Genomic DNA, 17,576 nt, shown 5'->3' on the forward strand with positions numbered 1-17,576 from the left:
TGCTGCCAGGAGACACGGCGATGTCCGCATCGGCCCATGACGTGGTCCTGGCTACTAGCGGCCTCGGCAAGACGTACGCCCAGCCGGTGCTGGGCGAGGTGAGCCTGGAGCTGCGTGCCGGCGAGGTGCTGGCCTTGACCGGCGAAAACGGCGCTGGCAAGAGCACCTTGTCCAAGTTGATCAGCGGCCTGGAAACCCCCACTGCCGGGCACATGCTCTACCGTGGGCAGGCCTATGCGCCGGTCAGTCGCCGCGAGGCCGAGCGCCTCGGCGTACGCATGGTGATGCAGGAACTGAACCTGTTGCCCACCCTGACCGTGGCAGAAAACCTGTTTCTGGACAACCTGCCCAGCCGCCTCGGCTGGATCAGCCAGAAGCGCCTGCGCCAGATGGCCGTCGATGCCATGGCCCAAGTGGGGCTGGAGGCCATTGATCCCGATACCCCGGTCGGAGAGTTGGGCATCGGTCACCAGCAAATGGTCGAGATTGCCCGCAACCTGATCGGAGATTGCCACGTGCTGATCTTCGATGAGCCCACTGCCATGCTGACCGCGCGCGAGGTGGAATTGCTGTTCACCCAGATCGAGCGCTTGCGCGCCCGGGGGGTGGCTATCGTCTATATCTCCCATCGGCTCGAAGAACTGCAGCGCGTCGCTCAGCGTATCGTCGTGCTGCGCGATGGCAGGCTGGTATGCGACGAACCGATCCAGCGCTACAGCAGCGCCGAGTTGGTCAACCTGATGGTTGGGCGTGAACTGGGCGAACACATCGACCTGGGCCGCCGCTCGTTAGGTGGTCCACTGCTCAGGGTGGACAAGCTCAGCCGGGGCGAGAAGGTGCGGGAGGTGTCCTTTGAAGTCCGTGCTGGGGAGATCTTCGGTATCTCCGGGCTGATCGGCGCGGGCCGTACCGAGCTTCTGCGGTTGATCTACGGCGCCGACCGCGCCGACAGCGGTAGCATTGCCCTGGGCCAGCCGCCGCTGCCGGTCACCATCGATTCGCCAAAGTCCGCCGTCAACGCGGGTATTGCCCTGATCACCGAAGATCGCAAAGGCGAAGGCCTGCTGTTGAGCCAGTCGATCAGCGCCAACATCGCCTTGGGCAACCTGGGTGCGGTGTCGCGGGCTGGCGTCCTGGACCGCCAAGCCGAACGCGACTTGGCCGAGCGGCAAATAAAGGCCATGCGCATTCGCAGTGCCGGCGCTGATCAAGTGGTCGGCGAGTTGTCGGGTGGTAATCAGCAGAAGGTGGTGATCGGCCGCTGGCTCGAGCGTGATTGCCAGGTCTTGCTGTTCGACGAGCCTACGCGCGGCATCGATGTGGGTGCCAAGTTCGACATCTACGGTTTGCTCGCCGAACTCGCTCGGCAGGGCAAGGCCCTGGTCGTGGTCTCCAGCGATCTGCGCGAGTTGATGCTGATCTGCGACCGCATTGCGGTCTTGTCTGCCGGTCGGTTGATCGACACCTTCGAACGTGACCACTGGACCCAGGACCAGTTGCTGGCGGCAGCCTTCGCCGGCTATCAGAAACGTGACGCACTGCTGCACCCTGCAGCCCCCAGGATGGACGCATGAAAACCACACCGCTCGAAAACCAAAGCGCTGCCCCGGTACGCCGCAGCGGCACCTACTTGGGCCTTGGTACTTACCTGGGGCTGGCCGGCGCCTTGCTGGCGATGATCGTGCTGTTCTCGCTGCTGAGCAGCCATTTCTGGTCATACGGTACGTTCAGTACCCTGGCCAACCAGATACCTGACTTGATGGTATTGGCCGTGGGCATGACGTTCGTGCTGATCATCGGCGGCATCGACCTGTCGGTCGGTTCGGTGCTGGCCCTGGCCGCATCGACAGTCAGCGTGGCGATTCTTGGCTGGGGCTGGAGCATCGTGCCGGCTGCACTGCTGGGCATGGCGGTGGCCGCATTGGCTGGCAGCGTTACCGGCGTCGTCACCGTGGCCTGGCGCATCCCTTCGTTCATCGTCTCGTTGGGCGTGCTGGAAATGGCCCGCGGCCTGGCCTATCAGTTCACCGATTCGCGCACGGCCTACATCGGCGATGCCTATGCCTGGTTCTCCAACCCGATAGCCTTTGGTATATCACCCGCGTTCATCATCGCCTTGCTGGTGATCGTGATCGCTCACCTGGTGCTCACCCGTACCGTATTCGGGCGCTACCTGATCGGGATCGGCACCAATGAAGAAGCCGTGCGCCTGGCCGGTATCGACCCGCGCCCCTACAAGGTACTGGTCTTCGCCCTGATGGGGCTGCTGGCTGGCCTGGCTGCGTTGTTTCAGGTGTCGCGCCTGGAGGCAGCCGACCCCAATGCGGGCTCCGGCCTGGAGTTGCAGGTGATTGCCGCCGTCGTGATCGGCGGTACCAGCCTGATGGGTGGGCGTGGCTCGGTCATCAGCACCTTTTTTGGCGTGCTCATCATTTCGGTGCTGGCAGCGGGCCTTGCGCAGATCGGTGCCAGCGAGCCAACCAAACGCATCATTACCGGCGCTGTGATCGTCATTGCCGTGGTGCTCGACACTTATCGCAGCCGGCGCGCAGCCCGGCGGAACTGAACCATGGCAACCATCAAAGACGTCGCGGCCCTGGCAGGGATTTCTTACACCACCGTGTCCCACGTGTTGAACAAAACGCGTCCGGTGAGCGAGCCTGTTCGGCTCAAAGTCGAGGCCGCCATACGGGAACTGGAGTACGTGCCCAGCGCCGTCGCACGGTCGCTCAAGGCACGCAGCACGGCCACCATCGGCTTGCTCGTGCCCAATAGCGTCAACCCCTATTTCGCCGAGCTGGCCCGCGGCATTGAAGACGCCTGCGAGCGCAATGGCTATTGCGTGATCCTGTGCAATTCCGACGACGACCCTCAAAAGCAGCGTAATTACCTGCGGGTGCTGTTGGAAAAGCGCATCGATGGACTGGTGGTCGGGTCGGTAGGGCAGGATGACGACTTGTTGCAAAGCCTGGCAGAGGTGCGCACACCCATGGTCATCGTGGACCGAGAGCTCGAAGGCATCGATGCCGACCTGGTGCGGATCGATCATGAGCTGGGCGCCTACCTGGCTACGCGCCATCTGTTGGAGCTTGGCCATCGGGATATCGCCTACATCGGTGGGCCAGCAGAAACCGGGGTGACGCAGATGCGCCTGGGCGGTTTTCGTCGGGCCTTGGACGAGGCGGGCGTCACCGTGGCCCCTGAGCGTGTGCGCCACTGCGACTTCACCAGCCCTGGCGGCCACGCTGCAGCTGCCGAGCTGCTGGCAGGGACGCGGCCGACGGCCATCTTTGCGGGCAACGACATGATCGGGTTCGGCGTATTGCGCGCAGCGGCCGAGCGCCACATCGACGTGCCGGGTGCGCTGTCGGTCATCGGCTTCGACGACATCGAGCTGAGCCGCTACGTCTACCCACCCTTGACCACTGTGGGGCAGTCCATCCGCGAGCTTGGCGAGAGCGCTGCGGCGCTGCTGCTGGCGCGTATCGCTCAGCCTTGCAATAGCTCGGCGCAGCAGCGCATCGTCACCCCGCGCATCGTGTTGCGCGAGTCCACCGGGCCGCGCCCGGACCTGTTCAACGATTACCGCTAAGGAAACCGCATGAGTGCCAAGGTCGTGGTAGTCGGCAGCCTCAACATGGACCTGGTAGCGCGCGCTCAGCGCCTGCCACGGCCTGGCGAGACATTGGCCGGCGATACCTTCTTCACCGCTGCCGGAGGCAAGGGTGCCAACCAGGCCGTGGCGGTCGCGCGGCTGGGCGCCAGCGCGGCAATGATCGGCTGCGTCGGCGACGACGCCTACGGCTTGCAATTGCGCAATGCCCTGGAAGTGGAAGGCATTGACTGCCAGGGCGTGGTCACCTGCGCCGGCGTGTCCACGGGGGTAGCGATGATCACCGTCGACGCGGCCAGCCAGAACTGCATCGTCATTGTGCCTGGGGGCAATGGGTTGCTGGTACCCGACGCCGTAGCGCGCTTCGACGGCTTGCTGCAGGCGGCGCAGGTGATCATCTGCCAACTTGAAGTGCCATTGCCTACCGTGGCCTGGACCTTGGCCAGAGGCCGTCAGCTCGGCAAACGGGTAATACTCAACCCGGCGCCGGCAACAGGGCCGTTGCCCGCCGAATGGTTCAACCATGTCGACTACCTCACGCCCAACGAAAGCGAGGCCGAGGCGTTGACCGGTGTTGCCGTGCATGATCAGGCCAGCGCCTTACTGGCGGGCACGCGCCTGCTCGCGCTGGGAGCTGGCAAAGTGATCATTACCCTCGGCGCACAAGGTGCCTTGCTGATCACGCCCGATGGCCACCAACATTATCCGGCACCCGTGGTAAAAGCCTTGGACACCACCGCCGCAGGGGACACCTTCATCGGAGGCTTTGCGGCTGGGTTGGTGCAGGGCCTGGGAGAGGGCGAGGCAATCCGCATCGGGCAACGGGCTGCTGCCCTGTCGGTGACCCGGGCCGGCGCGCAACCTTCCATCCCCAGGCTCGCGGAGCTGCAGCCATGAAGAAGACGCCCCTGCTGAACATTGCACTGTCACGGGCCATTGCCAGCATGGGCCATGGCGACATCCTGGTCATCGGCGATGCCGGGTTGCCCGTGCCGCACGGCGTGGAGCTGATCGACTTGGCTGTCACCCCAGGGCTGCCTGATTTTGCCAGTGTGCTGCGGTGTGTCCTGAGCGAGCTGCAGGTCGAGCGGCACGTGCTGGCTGAAGAAATACAAACCGTGGAGCCGCCGGCGTTTGCAGAAATCGAGCGCCTGAGCGACACGCTGGGCGAGCGTGAATACATGCCCCATGAAGCGTTCAAGATGCTGTCGCGCAAGGCCCGGGCCATGGTGCGCACGGGCGAGTGCCAGCCTTACAGCAACATCGCCCTGGTGTCCGGTGTAACCTTCTGACACCGACGGTCCTTACTTGATATCCACCGGCAACAGGAGTGCCCTCGTCATGCTAAAACCCCTGCTTCAAGGACTCGCCCTCATGGCTGCAGCGTCTGCCGTACAAGCGGCACCTATCGACCTGATCATCGACACCGATCCGGGGGCTGACGATCTGGTGGCACTGTTCCTGGCCATGGCCTCGCCTGATGAACTGAAGATTCGTGCTATCACGACAGTCGCAGGCAATGTGCGCCTGGAGAAGACCGCCCGTAACGCTCGTCTAGCCCGTGAGTGGGCAGGCCGTGAGGATGTTCCGGTATACGCCGGTGCGGGTCGCCCCTTGGTGCGCGCCCCGATCTACGCGGCCGAAGTGCACGGTGAAGAAGGCGTCACCGGAGTCGAAGTGCATGAACCCAAGCAGCCTTTGGCGAGCGGCAACGCTGTTCAGTACCTGGTCGACACCCTAGGTGCGGCGCCGCCGCACAGCGTGACCCTGGCCATGCTCGGCCCGCAGACCAACCTGGCCCTGGCCTTGATACAGCGCCCTGAAATCGCTCAGGGCATCAAGGAAGTGGTGGTGATGGGCGGGGCTCACTTCAACGGTGGCAACATCACGCCTGTGGCCGAGTTCAACCTGTATGCCGACCCACACGCGGCCGCTGTGGTACTGGCAAGTGGCGTGCCGTTGACCTATTTGCCCCTGGATGTGACCCACAAGCTGTTGACCAGCGAAGCACGGCTCAAGCAACTGGCTGGTGTCAATACGCAGGCCAGCAAGCGCGTTGTGGACATCCTCAATGCCTACATCACCCATGATATGGCGTTGTACGGGATGCCCGGTGGGCCTGTGCATGACGCCAGCGTCATCGCCTATCTGCTCAAACCCCAGCAGTTCAGCGGCCGGCGCATTCACATGACGATCGACACCCGAGAGGGTCCCACCTTCGGCCAGACCGTGGCTGATTGGTACGGGGTGCTCAAGCAACCGGCCAATGTCATGTGGGTGAAGGAGGGGGATGCCCAGGGGCTGTTTGACCTGCTCAGCGAGCGGTTGGCGCGTTTGAAGTAGCAGGGCGTGGTGCATACCGCTCGACCACCTGGTCGATGAAGCCGCGCGCTGCCTCTGCGCCGCGGTCACGTACCAGGAGGTCGATGGCGATCAGCAGCAGCTCCTCCGGGGTGCTGGGGCTATAGGCGCTCTGGCCCTCGGCCCATTTGACCTTGATGTCGGCATCGATGCTGTGGGTGCTCATGTAAAGCTCTCGCTTGCGGCGCGGGATAAAAGAACGAACGACCAAACCGGGTATTCGTAGCAGGCACTATGCCTTCACTTCTTAAAGTAAATCATGACTTTGCAGGCCAAACCAAGCGGCGTGTGGGCCGAGTGGTAAAATTCGGTCACGATTGTCTTCCCCCATCAGCCGCCGGGATGGTGCAGACTTGGCCAGTTTTGCAACGAATTTAGGGTGGGGCTGTCGGATCAGGCAGTTCCCAAATGATCTAGGAGGCTTCATGTTACGTACCCGTGCTTATCTGGCGACCCTGGCGGTGGCTGCTGTCCTGGCGGGCTGCAGCACTGGTGGAGACTCCAGTGGCGGCCAAGTGCCTGAGGCACCTGCGGGCAATGATGGTCGCTGCCAGGCCAGCGGCGCTGATTTTGCAGTGGGCAAGATGGGTAGTGCAGAGCTGCTGGAGCAGGCCCGCAAGGCGAGCGGCTCGCAAATGGCGCGCATACTCAAGCCCCACGATGTGGTCACCCTGGAATACCGCTCGGAGCGGCTGAACTTGAATGTCGATGAGCAAGGGCGTGTGACACGCGTTAACTGCGGCTAAAGATTTGCCCCGCGTATGGAGGGCATCGGTGCCCTGTGCGCGTTGAGCTGTCAAAGCCAAGTCAAAAAAAACCCGCCACGGGGGCGGGTTTTTTTACGGCTGTCCGAATTACTCCGGACGAACCTGCGCAGCCTGCATGCCCTTCTGGCCGCGCTCGGCGACGAAGGAAACAGTTTGGCCTTCTTTCAGGCTCTTGAAGCCGTCAGATTCGATGGCTTTGAAGTGAACGAACAGGTCGTCGCCGCCGCCTTGTGGGGTGATGAAGCCGAAGCCTTTTTCATCATTGAACCATTTGACGGTGCCGGTTTGGCGATTGGACATGGGTGAATCTCCAGAACATTTAGTATTTTCGGTGGTGCAATGCGGCCAAAGCTACGGAGCACCGGTACATCATAGTCTAATTCTGCGGCTGTCGCGTCTTTTTACCTTCGTGGCAGGTTGATCCAGCGCAATTTACCGCCGGACACGCGCAGCTACACAACATCAGCTTTTAGGTGCGCAGGCCTGTTTAACGACGTTTTGCGCCTTTTGCATGAGTTTGGCGTCCACGCCATCCTTGCTGTCGAGGTCAGCAATTTCAGCGTCGGAGAAATTCTTCTTGATCGCCTGTGCACCACATTCGCAGTGCTTTTTCGCTGCGGCGGCATCAACGCCCTGGCCAGCGGCAACTTGCGTGCATTGAGCCATATAGGCACCTTCCTTGCCGGCAGGGAAATTGCCGGCGTTCGCGGCCATTGGCATCAGCAGGGCGCCAGCGGCCGCCAGGGCCAGAAGAGACGGAACTCGCATAACCGATTACTCCTTGGGTCAGTTCTCATCAAGAGTAGTTGTTTCCACAAGTCTGATAGGGAAGCTGTCGCGGAAGTTCACCACCAGCGGCAATTTCCAAATATTCCTGCGCGCGGCTCTGACTGCGTGCTAGCATGCCCGGCTTGCAGCTGACAACGTCCCCGCTGCAGTTCTATTTTCTTTCCAGTCACTCTGGTTCGTTCCCGCAAGCCCAAAGGCTTCTGCCACTGTGAGGCAGGCTTCCCGTCAACGGAAGGCAGGTTCGGATCTTGTACTGGCTCATCCCAACCCACGTGACCTTTGGTAGGGGTCACCACTAGGAGAGGAGGCGCCAATGCCCACCATTACTCTTCCCGATGGCAGCCAACGTTCGTTCGATCACCCCGTGTCTGTTGCCGAGGTCGCCGCATCCATCGGCGCCGGTCTGGCCAAGGCCACCGTTGCCGGCAAGGTAGACGGCAAGCTGGTCGACGCCTGCGACCTGATCCAGAACGACGCGACGCTGCAGATCATCACCCCCAAAGATGAAGAGGGACTGGAGATCATTCGTCACTCGTGCGCCCACCTGGTTGGCCATGCAGTGAAGCAGCTGTATCCGACCGCCAAGATGGTGATCGGCCCGGTAATCGACGAAGGCTTCTATTACGACATCGCTTACGAGCGGCCCTTCACGCCGGATGACCTGGCGGCCATCGAAAAGCGCATGCAGCAGCTGATCGACACGGACTACGACGTCATCAAGAAAATGACCCCGCGCGCCGAAGTCATCGACGTCTTCACTGCCCGTGGCGAAGACTACAAGCTGCGCCTGGTCGAGGACATGCCGAACGAACAGGCCATGGGCCTGTACTATCACGAAGAATACGTGGACATGTGTCGCGGCCCGCACGTGCCCAACACCCGCTTTCTCAAGGCATTCAAGCTGACCAAGCTGTCCGGCGCCTACTGGCGCGGCGATGCCAAGAACGAACAGCTGCAGCGCGTATACGGCACTGCCTGGGCTGACAAAAAGCAGCTGGCGGCCTACATCCAGCGCATCGAAGAAGCCGAGAAGCGCGACCATCGCAAGATCGGCAAGCAGCTCGACCTGTTCCATCTGCAGGAAGAAGCACCGGGCATGGTGTTCTGGCATGCCAATGGCTGGACTGTTTACCAAGTGCTCGAGCAGTACATGCGTAATGTCCAGCGCGAGAACGGTTATCAGGAAATCAAGACCCCGCAAGTGGTCGACCGCATTCTTTGGGAGCGTTCCGGCCACTGGTCCAACTACGCCGAGAACATGTTCACGACCTCGTCCGAGAGCCGTGACTACGCGGTCAAGCCGATGAACTGTCCGTGCCACGTGCAGGTATTCAATCAGGGGCTCAAGAGCTACCGCGACCTGCCGCTGCGTCTGGCCGAGTTTGGCGCGTGCCATCGCAACGAGCCGTCTGGCGCCTTGCACGGCATCATGCGTGTGCGTGGCTTTGTACAGGACGATGCCCACATTTTCTGCACCGAAGAACAGGTGAAGAAAGAAGCCGCCGACTTCATCAAGCTGACCCTGGACGTCTACAAGGACTTTGGCTTCAGCGACATCGCCATGAAGCTGTCTACTCGCCCGGCCAAACGCGTTGGCTCCGAAGAGCTGTGGGACCGTGCCGAGGGGGCGTTGGCCGATGCCCTGAACGAGTCCGGCCTGGAGTGGGAATACCAGCCGGGGGAGGGCGCTTTCTACGGGCCGAAGATCGAGTTCACCCTGCGTGATTGCCTTGGCCGTAATTGGCAGTGCGGCACCCTGCAGTACGACCCGAACCTGCCGGAGCGCCTGGACGCCAGCTACATCGCCGAAGACAACAGCCGCGTGCGCCCGGTCATGCTGCACCGTGCCATTCTGGGTTCGTTCGAGCGCTTCATCGGCATGCTGATCGAGCACTACGCCGGCGTATTCCCTGCCTGGCTGGCGCCGACGCAGGCGGTGATCATGAATATCACCGACAAACAGGCCGATTTCGCCCTTGAGGTTGAGAAAACTCTGAACGGTAGCGGTTTCCGTGCCAAGTCGGACTTGAGAAATGAGAAGATCGGCTTTAAAATCCGTGAGCATACTTTGCTCAAGGTCCCGTACCTTTTGGTTATAGGGGACCGCGAAGTCGAAACGCAGACCGTAGCAGTGCGTACTCGCGAAGGCGCTGACCTGGGCTCCATGCCCGTCGCCCAGTTCGCTGAGCTCCTGACGCAAGCGGTTTCCCGGCGTGGTCGCCAAACAACGGAGTAATGACTATTAAGCGTGAAATGAGAAATGATAAACGTGCTGTACCGAAGGCCCCGATCAACGAGAATATCTCGGCCCGCGAGGTTCGGTTAATTGGCGCAGACGGCGAGCAGGTTGGCATCGTCTCGATTGATGAAGCGCTTCGTATCGCTGAAGAAGCGAAGCTGGATCTGGTGGAAATCTCTGCAGACGCGGTTCCGCCCGTCTGCAAGGTGATGGACTACGGCAAGCACCTCTTCGAGAAGAAGAAGCAGGCTAACGAAGCCAAGAAAAACCAGAAACAGATCCAGATTAAAGAAATCAAGTTTCGTCCAGGGACGGAAGAAGGGGATTACCAGGTAAAACTACGCAACCTGGTACGTTTCCTTACCGAAGGGGACAAGGCCAAGATCTCTCTGAGATTCCGTGGTCGTGAGATGGCCCACCAGGAGCTGGGCATGGAGCTGTTGAAGCGGGTTGAAGCTGACCTGATCGAATACGGTTCCGTCGAGCAGCATCCTAAGATGGAAGGACGCCAGCTTATGATGGTCATCGCCCCCAAAAAGAAGAAGTAATCTCCCGGGCACGGCAGGCCTGATGATTATTGTGTAATTTTTATCGAATGCGGAGTTCCAACATGCCAAAAATGAAAACCAAGAGCGGTGCTGCGAAGCGCTTCCTGAAGACCGCTTCGGGCTTCAAGCACAAGCACGCTTTCAAGAGCCACATCCTGACCAAAATGTCGACCAAGCGTAAGCGTCAACTGCGCGGTGCCAGCTTGCTGCACCCGTCCGACGTGGCAAAAGTCGAGCGCATGCTGCGCGTACGTTAATTCTGGTTAAGATAGAGGAAGTTACTCATGGCTCGTGTTAAGCGTGGCGTCATCGCCCGTAAGCGTCACAAGAAAATTCTGAAACTGGCTAAAGGTTACTACGGTGCACGCTCGCGCGTATTCCGTGTTGCCAAGCAAGCGGTCATCAAGGCAGGCCAATACGCCTACCGCGACCGTCGCCAGAAGAAGCGTCAGTTCCGCGCACTGTGGATCGCTCGTATCAACGCCGGTGCCCGCACCAACGGTCTGTCCTACAGCCGTCTGATTGCTGGCCTGAAAAAGGCTTCGATCGAAATCGACCGTAAGGTTCTGGCCGATCTGGCAGTGAACGAAAAAGCGGCGTTTGCTGCGATTGTCGAGAAAGCTAAAGCCGTTCTGGCTTAAGTACCCGCGACAATCACCCGGCGGCGCCTGCGTCGCCGGGCATTGAACGTCATCGATAGGGGAAGAGCCTTCAAAGCTCTTCCCCTATTTTCGTATCTGGAGTCTGTACATGGAAAACCTGGATGCGCTGGTCTCCCAAGCCCTGGAGGCCGTGGAGCGCGCTGAAGACATCAATGCCCTGGAACAGATCCGGGTCAACTATCTCGGCAAGAAGGGCGAGCTGACCCAGGTGATGAAGACCCTGGGCAACCTGCCAGCCGAGGAGCGGCCCAAAGTGGGCGCGCTGATCAATGACGCCAAAGAGCGCGTCACCGTTGTGCTGAACGCACGCAAGGCAGCTTTCGAAGAAGCCGAGCTCAGCGCTCGTCTGGCTGCCGAATGCATTGATGTGACCCTGCCAGGCCGTGGCCAGGCCACCGGTGGCTTGCACCCCATCACCCGTACACTCGAACGCATCGAACAGTTCTTCACGCACATTGGCTACGGCATTGCCGAAGGCCCTGAAGTCGAAGACGACTATCACAACTTTGAAGCGCTCAACATCCCCGGCCACCATCCGGCCCGGGCGATGCACGATACCTTCTATTTCAATGCCAACATGTTGCTGCGTACCCACACCTCGCCGGTACAGGTGCGGACCATGGAGTCTACCCAGCCACCTATTCGCATTGTCTGTCCTGGCCGCGTCTACCGCTGCGATTCGGATATCACCCACTCGCCGATGTTCCACCAGGTCGAAGGCCTGCTGATCGACCGTGGCATCAATTTCGCCGACCTCAAGGGCACCATCGAAGAATTCCTGCGCGTGTTCTTCGAAAAAGAACTGGCGGTGCGTTTCCGTCCATCGTTCTTCCCCTTCACCGAGCCGTCCGCCGAAGTGGATATCCAGTGCGTCATGTGCTCGGGCAATGGCTGCCGCGTGTGCAAGCAGACCGGCTGGCTGGAAGTAATGGGCTGCGGCATGGTGCACCCGAACGTGTTGCGCATGTCGGGCATCGATCCTGAGCAATTCCAGGGCTTTGCCTTCGGCATGGGTGCCGAGCGCCTGGCCATGCTGCGCTATGGCGTCAACGATCTGCGTTTGTTCTTCGACAACGACCTGCGGTTCTTAGCCCAATTCCGCTAAGCCAATCGACGCAACCTTCAGGAGAAGAACAGCATGAAATTCAGTGAACAGTGGCTGCGCGGTTGGGTAAACCCGCAAGTCTCCCGTGACGAACTGGTGGCCCGCCTGTCCATGGCCGGCCTGGAAGTCGACAGCGTGACCCCCGCTGCCGGCCAGTTCAGCGGTATTGTGGTGGGTGAAATCCTTGCCACCGAACAACACCCGGACGCCGACAAGCTGCGTGTGTGCCAGGTCAGCAATGGCCAGGAAACGTTCCAGGTGGTTTGCGGCGCCCCTAACGCGCGGCCAGGGATCAAGATCCCCTTCGCCATGATCGGCGCCGAACTGCCTGGTGACTTCAAGATCAAGAAAGCCAAGCTGCGCGGTGTGGAGTCCTTCGGCATGCTCTGCTCGGCGGCCGAACTGCAGATCAGTGAAGAAAACGATGGCCTGCTCGAACTGGCCAGCGATGCGCCGGTAGGCGAAGACATTCGCCAGTACCTGAGCCTGGATGATGCCAGCATCGAAATCGGGCTTACGCCCAACCGGGGTGATTGCCTGTCGATCGCCGGCCTGGCCCGCGACGTCAGCGCGTTGTACGACGTGCCGGTCACCCGCCCGCTGGTGCCAGCCGTAGCTGCCGCACACGACGAAGTGCGCCCGGTCGAGGTCCATGCGCCGGCAGCTTGCCCACGTTACCTGGGCCGGGTCATCCGCAATGTCGACCTGAGCAGGCCGACGCCGCTGTGGATGGTCGAGCGTCTGCGCCGCAGTGACGTGCGCAGCATCGACGCTGCCGTCGACATCACCAACTATGTGATGCTCGAACTCGGCCAGCCCATGCACGCCTTTGACTTGGCAGAGATCAACGGCGGCATTCGCGTACGCATGGCCGAGGAAGGCGAAAAGCTGGTGCTGCTCGACGGCCAGGAAGTTGCACTGCGTGCCGACACCCTGGTCATTGCCGACCACACCCGCGCCCTGGCCATCGCTGGCGTCATGGGCGGTGAGCACAGCGGGGTCGACACCGCTAAAACCCGTGATCTGTTCCTGGAAAGCGCTTTCTTCGAGCCGATTTCCGTTGCAGGCAAGGCCCGCTCCTATGGCCTGCACACCGACGCCTCGCACCGTTATGAGCGCGGCGTCGATTCCCAGCTGGCTCGCGAGGCTATGGAGCGCGCGACTGCATTGCTGCTGGAAGTGGTAGGCGGCGAAGCCGGCCCCATCGTTGAAGCCGTCAGCGAGCAACACTTGCCCAGCATTGCCCCGGTTACCTTGCGTGCCGATCGCATCGCCCAGATGCTTGGCATGGAAATGGACCCGTCCCAGGTCGAGCAGTTGCTCAACAACCTTGGTCTGGCTACCCAGGCAGACGGAGCAGGGCAGTGGACGGTCAACGTTCCGAGCCACCGCTTCGATATCAGCCTCGAAGTCGACCTGATCGAAGAGCTCGCGCGTCTGTACGGTTACAACAACCTGCCCGTGCGCTACCCGCAAGCGCGCCTGGCGCCGCAAGCACGCCCGGAAACCCGTGGCGAGCTGCCAAACCTGCGTCGTCTGCTGGTTGCTCGTGGTTACCAGGAAGCCATTACCTACAGCTTCATCGATCCGAAACTGTTCGAGTTGTTCAGCCCAGGCGTAGAGCCACTGTTGCTGGCCAACCCCATCTCCAGCGACATGGCGGCCATGCGTGCGTCCCTGTGGCCGGGCCTGGTCAAGGCATTGCAGCACAACCTCAATCGCCAGCAGGACCGCGTGCGCTTGTTCGAAAGTGGCCTACGTTTCGTTGGCCAACTGGGCAACTTGGCACAGGAACCGATGATTGCCGGCGTCGTTACAGGCAGCCGCTTGCCAGAAGGCTGGGCTAACGGCCGCGACACCATCGATTTCTTCGACGTGAAGGCCGATGTGGAAGCCCTGCTGGGTTATTCCGGTGCGCTGGGCGACTTCACCTTCGTCGCTGGCAAGCATCCAGCCTTGCACCCCGGTCAGACCGCCGAAATTCAGCGAGAAGGTAAGGCCATTGGCTATCTGGGCGCGCTTCATCCAGAGCTTGCAAAAGCCCTGGACCTGGACCGCCCGGTCTTCGTTTTCGAGCTGGTGCTGGCCGATGTGGTCGAAGGCCGGTTGCCGAAATTCAGCGAGTTGTCCAAGTTCCCGGAAACCCGTCGTGACCTTGCGTTGATCGCAGGTCGTGATGTTGCGTCTCAAGACGTGCTTGATGTAATTCGTGACAATGCAGGCGAATGGCTCACAGACCTCAGGCTGTTTGATGTCTACCAGGGTAAAGGCATTGATCCTGATAGAAAAAGCCTGGCAGTCGGCTTGACCTGGCAGCATCCATCGCGCACTCTTAACGACGATGAGGTGAACACTACCTTGCACACTATCCTCACCTCGCTCGAACAAAGGTTGAACACCACGTTAAGGAAATAACGGCATGGGTGCTCTGACGAAAGCTGAGATGGCCGAGAGGCTGTACGAGGAGCTGGGGCTTAACAAGCGTGAGGCCAAGGAGCTGGTCGAGCTGTTTTTCGAAGAAATTCGGCACGCACTTGAAGAGAACGAGCAGGTCAAGTTGTCCGGTTTCGGCAATTTCGACCTTCGCGATAAACGCCAGCGGCCGGGCCGCAACCCCAAGACTGGGGAAGAAATCCCGATCACCGCACGGCGCGTCGTCACCTTTCGTCCAGGGCAGAAGTTGAAGGCCCGGGTTGAGGCCTATGCTGGAACCAAGCCATAACGACGAACTGCCCCCCATACCGGGCAAACGGTACTTCACCATTGGTGAGGTCAGCGAACTTTGCGCTGTAAAACCGCACGTGTTGCGGTATTGGGAGCAGGAGTTCGATCAGCTCAATCCCGTGAAGCGGCGGGGCAACCGGCGGTATTACCAGCGCCAAGACGTGCTGATGATCCGCCAGATTCGCGCCCTGCTTTACGACCAGGGCTTCACCATTGGCGGGGCGCGGTTGCGGCTTTCCAGTGATGAGGCCAAGGATGAGTCGAGCCAGTACAAACAGCTGATTCGTCAGATGATTGTCGAGCTGGAAGATGTGTTGGTGGTGTTGAAGAAGTGACCATGGTTAAGGATGAGTGGAAATTTTTGAAAAAAAGCTTCCATTAATCAAAAGGTTAGGGTATCTTCTTCATCGTTCTCAGCGGTAACGAGAACATGCTTCAAAGCCCAGTCGGGGCGTAGCGCAGCCCGGTAGCGCACTTGCATGGGGTGCAAGGGGTCGAGTGTTCGAATCACTCCGTCCCGACCATTATATTCAATGACTTAGGCCATTTCCGAGAGGGGTGGCCTTTTTCATGTGCGTGACTTTTGCGTGACTTCTCAGGTTGTTACGCCTGCCTCTTCTCAAAATGGTTAGCACAGGTCCACGCGAACCTGTGGCCGATAATATTTGAGTACGACCCCAGTTTGGTGAGGCTGGTCTGCGGCGCCGCGGCAGCGTTTGTTAGGGCTGGGCTGATGTGAATATCCATCACCGAGTACACGAAGAAGTGTTGGCGACGATACTTACTTGTGTGCAGGTACTTCTCTCGCGCACAGGCTGCATCCAACTGTTCATAGGCATTTATGCCCCAGGAAGCTTACCCATCCTGGAAGAGGCGTTCGATGCTCGACCCGGACAATCTATGACCAGAGCCCTGGCTTGGGGGGTTAGGGAGCGCACGCAGTATAGCTACCGATCAGAGTGGCGAATTTGCTCAGCTAGGTTCTGTCTGAAAGGACTCCGGACCAACCGGATGGTACTTAATGATTAAGCCGCCTTCGGGTGGTTTCTCTCTATGCAACCCCGCCCACTTCAAAGCGTAATCCGATACTCCCGCCAGTAGTTTTCATTACCCAGCCAGCCGGGCGTTCGTATCAAGCACCGGCTCGCCGTGAAATATCGCAGGGTATATGTGGTAAAAAGGTGGAACACACAGGAGCTTCGATATGGACAAAAAAGCCAAACCGTTTTTTCTCGTCGCAATGCCGTTGATCGCCGTGGGTACGGCATTCGCAGCTGTTGGCGCTTCCGGACAGGCCGCTTTCGGCTATACCGCAGTCGGCTTGCTGACGCCTGGGCTGGCTCTACTCATAGCTGGGTATCGTGAGCGGGCTTGAGGGGGCGCAGGTGCATTCCGGTATCGAGTGAGTGTTCAGCCAGCTCAACATGTGCTGGATGACGTTGCGCTGTTGATATTTGGGCCAATCAAACAGCTAGGTAAGCCAGGCATGGGTTTGCGCTTCATCGAGCGCCCGAGCAGAGAACCCAGAGCACGCGATGAAGCAATAGTCGGTCGCTCAAGCGAGGGAGCCCTGGGCTATGGGTTTTCGATGAAGAGATCGGAGACTACATCCCAAGCCTGATCCGAGAGTTCGTAACGCTTTGCCATCACAAAATTGGTTTCCGTCAATGGCGGATGAATCTCCGAAACCTTGGTCTTCAAGGAGTGGCGGTTGGGTTTCTCGGGATTCCGTACGGAGCCCAGGTAAGCAACTGAGAGGCCCAAACCCTATTTCCAAATGATATCAAAATGTTATCACTCTAAGTACAATCGCTGCCGGCCGATATCCGGCCATGCCAACAACGGCAACATGGAGCAGTACGGATGACGTTTCGGAAAGTGGCTGGGGCAGTTGCAGTTGTAGCGCTCGTTTCTATCCAAGGGTGTGCAAGTATCGTTGGTGAGTCTCGATACCCAGTAGCTGTATCTAGCGCTCCCCCAGGAGCCAGCTTCGAGATCACCGACAAAAACGGTACTGTGATCCACTCAGGGAATACGCCTAGCACCGTCACCTTGAAATCTGGCAAAGGCTATTTTTCAGGCCAAACCTATAAACTGCACTTCAAAAAGCAAGGATACTCAGACAAGACTGTTGAACTTGATTCCAGCCTGAGCGGTTGGTATTGGGGCAACATTGTGTTTGGAGGGTTAATCGGCATGCTGATCGTCGACCCCCTGACTGGGGCGATGTACAAACTTCCAGAATTCGCGTCTGCCGATATGGGACAACCATTGGCTGATGCTGCGACTGGGGCCCTCAAGGTCGGCGTTACTGGCGACCTCACTCTAGCTCAGCGAGATCGCCTTATTCCTGTTAACTGAGAGCTACAGCGGCCCACAGCCGCCACCTAAGGAAAAAAGCTCGCACTACAAGGCGGGCTGACTTGGGAGAGCGGGCAAGCTGTCACTGTGCGGGGTAGGACGTGAGAAGCTTACTAGCATGAAAAGCCCGTCCAGGCGTGCTGAATATCGATGCATCGTATCGAGAATCCCTTTTTGCCTGCTGCACGACAGCAATGATTACTCGTCTGTTCAAGCGCACTGGATCCCTAGCCATGGCTGCTGCGTACGCTTTCCAGCATCCCCATAATCCTACAACCGAGATCAGGAGCACTGGAATTACAAATGCTGGAGCTTTTGGAAGGGCCACGGCGAGAAGGAGAGAGGCCCCAAGAAAGGACCAGGTTAGCGGTGCGATTCCGATAATGGCGCCCAGTGTGAGCAGTATT

Annotated in this window: 20 protein-coding genes, 1 tRNA gene and 3 pseudogenes; 19 read left to right on the forward strand and 5 right to left on the reverse strand. The window is 59.6% G+C overall.

Annotation, left to right across the window (positions count from 1 at the left end):
• Positions 1–20: 20 nt before the first annotated feature.
• From FS767_RS05940 to FS767_RS05965, 6 genes are read left to right on the forward strand one after another with little or no spacing between them, the layout of a single operon-like run.
• On the forward strand, positions 21–1,574 hold the full coding sequence (locus tag FS767_RS05940; protein ID WP_144964558.1) for a sugar ABC transporter ATP-binding protein: 1,554 nt from the start codon (positions 21–23) through the stop codon (positions 1,572–1,574).
• Positions 1,571–2,566 carry an ABC transporter permease gene (locus FS767_RS05945; RefSeq protein ID WP_144964559.1) on the forward strand — a complete coding sequence of 332 codons (996 nt, stop codon included), beginning with the start codon at positions 1,571–1,573 and terminating at the stop codon, positions 2,564–2,566. The genes FS767_RS05940 and FS767_RS05945 overlap by 4 nt, the downstream gene beginning before the upstream one ends.
• A gap of 3 nt (positions 2,567–2,569) precedes the next feature.
• Positions 2,570–3,592: a LacI family DNA-binding transcriptional regulator gene (locus FS767_RS05950; protein ID WP_144964560.1), complete on the forward strand. Its 1,023-nt coding sequence runs from the start codon at positions 2,570–2,572 to the stop codon at positions 3,590–3,592.
• 9 nt (positions 3,593–3,601) lie between these two features.
• Positions 3,602–4,510 carry a ribokinase gene (gene rbsK / locus FS767_RS05955; protein ID WP_144964561.1) on the forward strand — a complete coding sequence of 303 codons (909 nt, stop codon included), beginning with the start codon at positions 3,602–3,604 and terminating at the stop codon, positions 4,508–4,510.
• The gene (rbsD, locus tag FS767_RS05960; protein WP_100851767.1) at positions 4,507–4,905 is read left to right on the forward strand and encodes a D-ribose pyranase; all 399 of its coding nucleotides are present in this window, start codon (positions 4,507–4,509) and stop codon (positions 4,903–4,905) included. Before rbsK ends, rbsD begins: the two co-directional genes overlap by 4 nt.
• A 49-nt stretch (positions 4,906–4,954) precedes the next feature.
• Entirely contained in the window at positions 4,955–5,956 is a 1,002-nt protein-coding gene (locus tag FS767_RS05965) for a nucleoside hydrolase (protein ID WP_144964562.1), read from the forward strand.
• Here FS767_RS05965 and FS767_RS05970 read toward each other — a convergent pair.
• Positions 5,928–6,140, reverse strand: a complete 213-nt coding sequence (locus tag FS767_RS05970; protein WP_058603344.1) for a hypothetical protein — start codon at positions 6,138–6,140, stop codon at positions 5,928–5,930. The genes FS767_RS05965 and FS767_RS05970 overlap by 29 nt on opposite strands.
• Positions 6,141–6,399: 259 nt before the next feature.
• Here FS767_RS05970 and FS767_RS05975 point away from each other — a divergent pair, with 259 nt between their 5' ends.
• A complete protein-coding gene (locus FS767_RS05975) occupies positions 6,400–6,720 on the forward strand; it encodes an I78 family peptidase inhibitor (protein ID WP_027916080.1) in 321 nt (106 codons plus the stop codon).
• Positions 6,721–6,828: 108 nt separating this feature from the next.
• Here the strand turns inward: FS767_RS05975 and FS767_RS05980 are convergent, their stop codons facing one another.
• Together FS767_RS05980 and FS767_RS05985 are read right to left on the reverse strand one after the other, a co-directional pair.
• Positions 6,829–7,041 carry a cold-shock protein gene (locus FS767_RS05980; RefSeq protein ID WP_012273095.1) on the reverse strand — a complete coding sequence of 71 codons (213 nt, stop codon included), beginning with the start codon at positions 7,039–7,041 and terminating at the stop codon, positions 6,829–6,831.
• Between the two features lie 162 nt (positions 7,042–7,203).
• Complete coding sequence (locus FS767_RS05985; RefSeq protein ID WP_058637782.1) at positions 7,204–7,509, reverse strand: hypothetical protein; 306 nt, start codon at positions 7,507–7,509, stop codon at positions 7,204–7,206.
• Positions 7,510–7,843: 334 nt separating this feature from the next.
• Here FS767_RS05985 and thrS point away from each other — a divergent pair, with 334 nt between their 5' ends.
• The 11 genes and pseudogenes from thrS (at position 7,844) to FS767_RS22825 (ending at position 16,183) form a co-directional block, all read left to right on the forward strand.
• The gene (thrS, locus tag FS767_RS05990) at positions 7,844–9,766 is read left to right on the forward strand and encodes a threonine--tRNA ligase (RefSeq protein ID WP_027916077.1); all 1,923 of its coding nucleotides are present in this window, start codon (positions 7,844–7,846) and stop codon (positions 9,764–9,766) included.
• Positions 9,766–10,317, forward strand: a complete 552-nt coding sequence (gene infC, locus FS767_RS05995; RefSeq protein ID WP_178091251.1) for a translation initiation factor IF-3 — start codon at positions 9,766–9,768, stop codon at positions 10,315–10,317. Before thrS ends, infC begins: the two co-directional genes overlap by 1 nt.
• Before the next feature lie 62 nt (positions 10,318–10,379).
• Entirely contained in the window at positions 10,380–10,574 is a 195-nt protein-coding gene (gene rpmI / locus FS767_RS06000; protein ID WP_003250667.1) for a 50S ribosomal protein L35, read from the forward strand.
• Between the two features lie 27 nt (positions 10,575–10,601).
• Positions 10,602–10,958: a 50S ribosomal protein L20 gene (rplT, locus tag FS767_RS06005; RefSeq protein ID WP_003250671.1), complete on the forward strand. Its 357-nt coding sequence runs from the start codon at positions 10,602–10,604 to the stop codon at positions 10,956–10,958.
• Positions 10,959–11,067: 109 nt separating this feature from the next.
• The gene (gene pheS, locus FS767_RS06010) at positions 11,068–12,084 is read left to right on the forward strand and encodes a phenylalanine--tRNA ligase subunit alpha (RefSeq protein WP_058603341.1); all 1,017 of its coding nucleotides are present in this window, start codon (positions 11,068–11,070) and stop codon (positions 12,082–12,084) included.
• 33 nt (positions 12,085–12,117) lie between these two features.
• Entirely contained in the window at positions 12,118–14,499 is a 2,382-nt protein-coding gene (gene pheT / locus FS767_RS06015) for a phenylalanine--tRNA ligase subunit beta (protein WP_144964563.1), read from the forward strand.
• Positions 14,500–14,503: 4 nt separating this feature from the next.
• Positions 14,504–14,806 carry an integration host factor subunit alpha gene (gene ihfA, locus FS767_RS06020; protein ID WP_003250679.1) on the forward strand — a complete coding sequence of 101 codons (303 nt, stop codon included), beginning with the start codon at positions 14,504–14,506 and terminating at the stop codon, positions 14,804–14,806.
• Entirely contained in the window at positions 14,787–15,143 is a 357-nt protein-coding gene (locus FS767_RS06025; protein ID WP_003250681.1) for a MerR family transcriptional regulator, read from the forward strand. The genes ihfA and FS767_RS06025 overlap by 20 nt, the downstream gene beginning before the upstream one ends.
• A gap of 112 nt (positions 15,144–15,255) precedes the next feature.
• Positions 15,256–15,332: transfer RNA gene (locus FS767_RS06030), tRNA-Pro, on the forward strand.
• A gap of 211 nt (positions 15,333–15,543) precedes the next feature.
• Positions 15,544–15,799, forward strand: a pseudogene (locus tag FS767_RS23165) (hypothetical protein).
• 213 nt (positions 15,800–16,012) lie between these two features.
• Positions 16,013–16,183 (forward strand): hypothetical protein, encoded by a 171-nt coding sequence (locus FS767_RS22825; protein WP_178102716.1) that lies wholly within the window; start codon positions 16,013–16,015, stop codon positions 16,181–16,183.
• Between the two features lie 36 nt (positions 16,184–16,219).
• Here FS767_RS22825 and FS767_RS23415 read toward each other — a convergent pair.
• Together FS767_RS23415 and FS767_RS23170 are read right to left on the reverse strand one after the other, a co-directional pair.
• A pseudogene (locus tag FS767_RS23415) lies at positions 16,220–16,317 on the reverse strand (IS5/IS1182 family transposase); the annotation flags it as partial.
• Positions 16,314–16,455: pseudogene (locus tag FS767_RS23170) on the reverse strand (transposase); the annotation flags it as partial. The pseudogenes FS767_RS23170 and FS767_RS23415, both read right to left, overlap by 4 nt.
• Positions 16,456–16,671: 216 nt before the next feature.
• Here FS767_RS23170 and FS767_RS06040 point away from each other — a divergent pair.
• Positions 16,672–17,169: a hypothetical protein gene (locus FS767_RS06040; RefSeq protein WP_144964564.1), complete on the forward strand. Its 498-nt coding sequence runs from the start codon at positions 16,672–16,674 to the stop codon at positions 17,167–17,169.
• Positions 17,170–17,576: the final 407 nt, after the last annotated feature.

Origin of the sequence: Pseudomonas sp. DE0010 (assembly GCF_007680745.1) — a bacterium.
Lineage (GTDB): Bacteria > Pseudomonadota > Gammaproteobacteria > Pseudomonadales > Pseudomonadaceae > Aquipseudomonas > Aquipseudomonas parafulva_B.